Source organism: Polaribacter sp. (assembly GCF_965656025.1).
GTDB lineage: Bacteria > Bacteroidota > Bacteroidia > Flavobacteriales > Flavobacteriaceae > Polaribacter.
The window spans coordinates 3,506-11,362 of the sequence record NZ_CBFHJT010000083.1; the positions used below are offsets into that span (position 1 = coordinate 3,506).

Annotated in this window: 3 protein-coding genes; all 3 read right to left on the reverse strand. The window is 30.9% G+C overall.

Going from position 1 to position 7,857, the window contains the following annotated elements:
• A partial coding sequence (locus tag ACTG3S_RS12940; protein WP_439129759.1) for a PAS domain S-box protein occupies positions 1-4,077 on the reverse strand: 4,077 nt, incomplete at its 3' end.
• Between the two features lie 250 nt (positions 4,078-4,327).
• Complete coding sequence (locus ACTG3S_RS12945; RefSeq protein ID WP_439129760.1) at positions 4,328-6,271, reverse strand: GDSL-type esterase/lipase family protein; 1,944 nt, start codon at positions 6,269-6,271, stop codon at positions 4,328-4,330.
• 28 nt (positions 6,272-6,299) lie between these two features.
• On the reverse strand, positions 6,300-7,857 hold a 1,558-nt coding region (locus tag ACTG3S_RS12950; RefSeq protein WP_439129761.1), incomplete at its 5' end, for a hypothetical protein.

A 7,857-nucleotide genomic window follows, 5' to 3' on the forward strand; every position in this document is an offset into this window, starting at 1 on the left:
GGCTATAAAGTTTTTAAAGTCATGATCTTCTACTAAAGTTAAATGAATTTCTACAGGATAAAGACTACTGTCTTTTCTTTTGTGATTTGTAAAAAATACTATTTTATCTTTTACCTTATTTTTTAATGGTGCTACTAATTTGTTAAAAGCAGACAAGGTATAGTCTGGTTTTATATCTAATGGTGTTAATTTTTTTAGTTCTTCTTTTGTATATCCTAAATTTTGTTGTGCACCCTTATTAACGTAGTTGAATTTAAATGTTTCTGAATCGAACATGTATATTTCATTCAAACTATTTTCTAAAGTTTCTTGAAATCTAGTTTTTTCCTCTTCTATCTTTTTTCTTTCAGTGACATCAAAACGAATTGCTAAATATTGGTTAGGTTTGTTTTTTTCATTTAAAAAAGGTACAATCGTGCTATCTACCCAATAATAAGAACCGTCTTTTGCTTTGTTTTTAACTTCTCCACGCCAAACTTTTCCTGAAGCTATGGTTTCCCACAATTCTTTAAAAAATGCTTTAGAATGGTAATTCGCATTCACTACTCGATGTGTTTTTCCAATAATTTCACTTTGGCTGTAGCCTGATATTTTACAAAAATTGTCATTCACAGAAGTAATCGTTCCTTTTTTGTCTGTAAACACAATTATAGCAGACTGATCTAAGGAATATTTATAATCTTTTAGTGTTTTTAAACTTTTTTCTAATTCTATAGCTGCCGTCTTTTGCTCATGAATATCTTGATAACTTCCGTAAATTCTAGTTCTTTTTCCATTGATCACCTCACTTTTACCAATCGCCCTTGTCCAACATTCTTTACCAGTAGCAGTTACCATTAAAATTTCTTCGTCAAACTCTATACCTTTAGTAATTAAAAGTTCTAAAGCCTTTTTAATTCTATCTTTACTTTCTCCAACATGAAACTCAATACCACCTGTTAAGGTTGGATTGTACTGCTCATCTATTTCTAAAATATTTCTAATCATAGGAGACCAATACATGTTATCTCCTTCTTGATTTACCAAATCCATTTCCCAACTACCAATTCTCGCTATTTTAGATGTTTCTTTTAGTAATTCTTCATTTTTTACATTATTGGTAACATCTAGAATTATTGAATTTAATACAACTGTACCATCAACTAAAAAACTAGGAGAACCAAATGTTAAGTGTGTACGTAATTTACCCGTTTTTGGCATTACATATTCATACTGATACTGCCATTTTGATTTTGTTTGAATTGATTTTTGAATACTTTTTGTTACCAAATCTAAACTTCCTGCTGCTTCTAACTGTTTATTAATTAAGTTCCTATTATCCATTACTTCGTTAACAGTAAATCCCCATACTTCCTCTACTTTTCCACTAATGTTTTTATAAAAACTATTCCCATCAGTCTTTAAATGATATTCTTGAATTATACCAGGCAGGTTTTGTGATAAAGAAATTAATCTATTTTCAGATTGTTTTCTCTTATCAATATCTTGAATACTACCATAAATACGTGTACATACTCCACTTATAAATTCAGCATTACCTTTAGAACGAACCCAAATTTCCTTTTTCTTTGCAGTTACTAGTACTGCTTCAAAATCCCATACTTCTCCGCTTACTATCGAATTTTCAATAGTTTTAGCAACCATTTCTCGGTAATCTTCTCTATAAAAATTGATAGCTTCTTCTAAATCAGGAGCATAAGTTGTTGAATCTGTTTCATGAATTTCATGAACTTGTTGAGACCAAAAAACTGTGTTTTTTTCTAAATCAACACTCCAACTGCCAATTTTAACCATTTTAGCAACATCATTATTTAACTCTCTTAAGCTTTTTTCTTCTGTAATATTTTGAATAATTCCTCTTTTACCAATTATTTCCTTTTTATCATTATAAACGGGATGTACAACGTTTCTTACCCAAATTTCTTCATTTTCAGAATTAATCATTCTTAATTCTAAATTGTAAGGAGTACCATTTTTATCGAGTTCTTTACTTGCTTTGGTTATTTTTTCTTGAGATTGGCTATCAAAATAGCTCTTAGCTTCTTTATAACTTGGTATATCATCTTCTGGTGTTAAGTTATATAATTGATAAATATAATCTGACCAATTAAGCTTTTGTGTTGCAGCATCGTAATACCAATACCCAATTTTAGCTAACTTACTAGCTTGATTCATGTTAAACTCACCTTGCTCTGCTTTTTCTTTGGCGTTTCTTAATTCATTTTCAATTTCTTTTCGTTCTGTAATATCCTGAGTAGTCCCTTTAAAGGCAATTACTTGACTATTTTCATTAAAAACAGGTTTCGCTATAGCGTTAACAATTTTCTTAGAACTATCTGGCATAATAAGTTCAAGTTCCATTTTGTAAGGAATTCCTTTTTCAGTTGCGTTTTCCACTACAGCATTAAAATACTCCCAATCTTTTGGACTAATTCTCTTTTGATGGTCTAAAAATTCTACTGATTTTTTTTCTGGATCAAACCCCCAAATTTCATAAGTTTCTTCAGACCATTCAGATACTTGATTAATAACATCATAGTACCAACTGCCTAATTTAGCGAGTTTTTGAGCTTCTTTCATTTTAAGCTCATTTTCTTCTGCTTTTTCTTTGGCTTTGATTAATTTTTCTTCTTGATTAACTTGGTCTGTAATATCTCTTGAATTGATTACAATACCATTTACAGCCTCATTGTTAAGCATGTTAGTTAAAGTTGTTTCAACCCACCTCCATTCGTTTTTATGGTTTTTTGCCCTATAATTTTCTACAACAACACTATTCTGAGTCGCTACTTTTTTTAGACTCTCTTTAGCTTTTTCAATATCATCTTGGTGAAGAAATTCAAAAGCATCTCTGCCTACAAACTCTTCTGGTGGTATCCCAATAATTGCGATGCTTGAAGGACTCATGTAAGTATAGTATCCTTCTTTGTCAATTATGGCAAACAACTCAGAACCTTCTTGCACTAGCGCTTTAAAACGTTGTTCACTTTGTACAGTCTTTTCTTTTGCCTTTTTATATTCTGTAATGTCTTGTAAAACTCCTCTTCTACCAATAATTTTATTATTTTCATTGTAGATTGGGTTTATGATTGTTCTAATCCAAAAGCGTTTATCACCTTGCATTCTTAACTCACACTCTTCATCTACAGTAGTACCAAATTGAATGCAATTTTTAACTCCTTTAATTAACAAATCATAAAATTCTGGTGAAAGTACTTTTAAAATTATATCTACAGGAAACTCTTCATCTTTAGAAACTCCAAAAAAATCATACAATTCATCAGAAAAGAACGATTTTTTATTGTCATCATATATCTCGTATGCACCAATTTTAGTTAATTTACTTGCCTCTTTTAATAACAGCTCACTAAACTGAGTTTTTTTAAGAGCTTCATCTATTTGCCTTTTTGATGTTTCTAATTCATCTTGATAATTTTTTAATAGCGTAATATCGTCTATAGTAATACAAACTCTAAAAGGCTCTTCATCTCCATTCTGAAACTCTGGTACCACATTTACTTTTAACCATTTGTAAAGCCCTGTTTTCACATTTATAGCACCAACAACATGGTTACGCTCTGGCTTCCTATTTCTTATGGCTTTTTTTGCTGGTGTTTCTTCTTCGACTAAAATTTTTCCATCTTTAGTAACAGATTTCCAAGAGTCATCAAAAATAGACTTACCAAGCATTTCTTTTTCTGTGATGCCTAAAATGTCTAAAGTTGATTGGTTTACTGAAGTAACAATGCCTTTTGGAGTTGCATAAACTACTCCATGAGACATGTTCTTAAAGAGATTTTGGTATTGTATTTGGCTTTTCTTGAGACTTGAAATATGTTTTAGTGTTATTTTCTCTCTTTTCTTTAGAAGAATATAAATAAGTAAAGAGGTAAGTAGCACAAAAACAAGTCCTTTATAAGACTGTATTTCATTTAACAAATCGTTAGATTGTTTATCTTTAAAAAAGAACGTTAAAAATTTATCTGAAAAAATAATATACAAAGAACTGATTACAAAGTATGTAATGGCAATACTAGCTGAAGTAATTGATTTATTGCTAAATGAACTAAGTTTCATAAACGGGGGAATTTACTTTTCTTAAAATTAAGAAAAAAAAATAACAAAACCGTAAGAACATAGAATTATGATTAATTGAAACTTATAATAATCACATTTCTGTAGCCTTTAAACTGAAAAAATATTTAACTTTATTCTATAATAGATCTCTAAATTTAGTAGCTGCTTTTTTTGCTATTTATTAAATTTAAAAAAAACAAACCTCAACTTTTAAAGTTGAGGTTTTTAAATTTTTATGATTTTGTATTACTTATTGCACCATAAACTTTGTTATTCTTGTGGTATTATTAGATTCTATTTTTCCGATGTAAATTCCTTTAGTTACTGGAGATTTTATATAAATGAATTCCTCATTATTTTTATTCATTGATTTGTGAATTAATCTACCTGTTACATCATAAATTGTAACTTTTGCATCTTTAGGTGCGTTTTTAATTTTAATAAAATTATCTTCTACTATCCATTTTACCTTATTTTCTATTTGTTTATCAATAGAAAGTACAGAAGTAGCAACTCCATGTATGTTAACATCTGCTAAACAGATGGTTTTACCACTAGCTTCATTTTTATACCAAGGATATACACGTAATTTTAAAGTTTCGCCATGAGCGAGCTTAATTACTGGTATTTTAGAAACAGCGTACATGGTATTTGAGGTCATACTTTGAAACTCTTCCAATACAGAAGTTGTTGCAAAATCGTCTTTAGAATATGAAATTCGGCATCGCATACCACTTCCTCCTGCACCACCAACATATAAACTTATTTTATCGATATTTAATTCTGTGTTTTCACTTGCTGAAATACCAAACTGAATGTAACGTGTTGATACTTCATCAATATCACCCGCTGGCCAAACATCACCATTTAATAAATTTCTTTGTGTTTTTCTTGTTGTATCATAACCACTTTCTAATGGCCAAGTAGTATTAGAATTTGGTGCAGAGTATCTTTGCACATACATACCTGTGTGAGATTGATCTAATGCAGTTGCAGGCCCTGTTAATGTATAACTATCATCTTTAGATAAATCCCACAAAAGATTTACTTCTGCACCACCAGTAAGTTCGATAAAACTAGCAGTTAAAGGAACTGTTTTTGTAATTGATCCATTAGTAACTGTAAGTGTTCCATCTTTTTGACCACCAGTTGATTGTGATACAGAGATATAAAACTTTGAAAATTCAAGGTTACTATTTGCATAATCCATTGTAATTGAAGATGCAAAGGTATCTGTTTTATTAGCTGCAATTTGAAAACCATCACTTACAGAAAGTGTAAAACTACCTGATGCTGGTTGCAAATCGAAACCTGTAATTGTATGTTCTTTGGTAAGTACTTGCCCTGTGTAAGCCTCACCAAAATCACTACTACTTGGGTTAATTAAAAGATCTGTAGCCGTATTTATAAAAGCATCTAAAATACTTTGTTTTGTCATTTCTTGTGCACATAATCTCGCCACTAAAGTTGCTCCTAATGCATTTGGATGTGTAGAATCTGAAGAAACAAAAAGTTGAGCAGTAGCAGCTGCATCACCATAAGATTCTAAAAGCGTTTTTGTTAAAGAAGTTAAATCGATTAATTGTACATTTTTTTCTGTAGCAACCTCTTCCATTGCAAAACTATAATCGTGTGTTTTATCGGATTCAGGAAGGTTGAAATCTCCTCCTAAATCATGACGTCCTTTACGCGTAATTGTACTTCCACTAAAGTATTTTCTACACATTGCTGTAGCTAAAATAGGTGTAGCTCCTAAGGCACGAGTTTCATCAATATACTTTCTAAGATATTCTTTATAAGTTCCTTGAGCAGAAGTTCCTCTATAATCTGATCCATTTATTGGATTATTAGGATCAGTTCCACCATCTAAACCTCCGTTTTTTTCATCATTATGTGCAAACTGAATTAAAACATAATCACCATTTTTTACTTGTTGTTTTACTGTTGACCAATATGGTGCTTCTAAGTAAAAACTTTTACTACTGGCACCACTTTTAGCACGATTATTAACAGTAACATCTGAAGTAAAAAACTGTTGAAACATCATACCCCAACCTCTTTTATCTGTGGTATTTTCGTCATAATCAGCCATAGTAGAATCGCCAATTGTATGCAATGTAACTTGTGCATTTGTAGCTATACTGTTGCAACAAATAAGAATAATTAAACTTATTTTAAAAAATATTGATTTCATTTTTTTTAGTTTTTAATATCTATAAACTCTAATTTTTATAAAATTTAAATGAACCTATTTTACCATCTACTTTATAACGAACAATGTAAATACTAGGTTTTAAAAAATCTAAGTTTATTTGTTTTACTGATGTAGCATTGTGTACACGTTTTCCTAGAATGTTAAAAATATCAAGGCTTTCTAACGCACCATTTATCTTTAAAAACCCTCCTTGTATAATTACCTCGTTTTTTATGCTTAAGCTCGCATCTACAGTAATTGAACCTGTACCAGAAAGTAAATTTGGGTGTGTTGTTGAATTGTAAGTTCCGTTAGCAAGTTGCGTTCCGTTTAACGTAAATTCATGCACCACAACATCTGCATTTAAAACTGCTGTTGCAGCACCTACGATATTCATATTTAAAATATCTCCAGCACATTTTGCGTGATCAAATATCGCTTTATTGGTAACTGCTAAATCAATTAATCCTTTTCCAAATGCATTTTCTACAGAACCTTTAATTGCAGAAGCCCCATTAACAGCATCATAAGCTTCTATGGTTAAATCCCATGTTCCTGTAAAGTTGCTATTATCTCCACCTAAATCTGCAGTAGCTGTATAAGGAACATCTCTTGTATTTCTTACAGTAATTTTTTGATTTCCAAAAAAAGTTCCAGGCAATTGCATTGTACTACCTGCTGAATTAGAACTATTCATAAATAACGAAATATCGCCTTCTAGTTTAATATCTGCATTTAAATAGAAACCTGTACCACTTGTTGCGTATTGTATATTTGTTCCATTTTGCATAGTAACAGTTCCTTCGCAGATAGAATTTGCTCTTCTTAAACGAATAGCTCCTCCGTTTTGTACCATCATATCTGCAGCAAAAGGCGCGCTTTGTGCTTCAATAGTTACACCATCTACAATTACTTTTTCTCCTGCTTCTGGTAATAATGCTGGTGAATAATTGTTTGCATCATCCCAATTTCCGCCAAGAAAATTAAATTCGCTAGGTCTACCTATTATTATTTTACCAGAACCACTTATAATTGATGCGTTTGAAGTTGCATCATATTGTCCGATTGATTGTACAACACCATCAATATACCACTCACTAATTGTGATGTCTTGATTTAACACCAACTGTGCTCCTCCTTCAGTGTAAAGCGCTGTTTTAACATCAATAGCATTGCTTACATCAATAGTTAAAGTACCATTTGTTTTTACAGTTACTTTTGATGAAGTACCTAATGCAGCTTCTACTTTTGCTTGTAAATCTCCTGTACTCACAACAATATCTCCTGTAAAACCAGTGTTTGTATTGTTTAGTTGTGTTATTCCTGAACCTTCTTTGGTAATTTGATGTACACCAATAATTGCTGCTGTAACATCAAGATTTGCAGAAGAATTTATTGTAAAATTACCTTTGCTTTTTACAGTTCCTGATAAAGCAGTATTTGCAGAAGATGTAATATTTGATTGATTAAGTGTTAATAAAGTTACTGTACTGTTTGCAGAAACATCAATTGTTGCACCATTTACTAAATTTAAATCGGCAGCAAAACTACCTCCATTTGCATCTAAGATTGTATTTCCATCAACA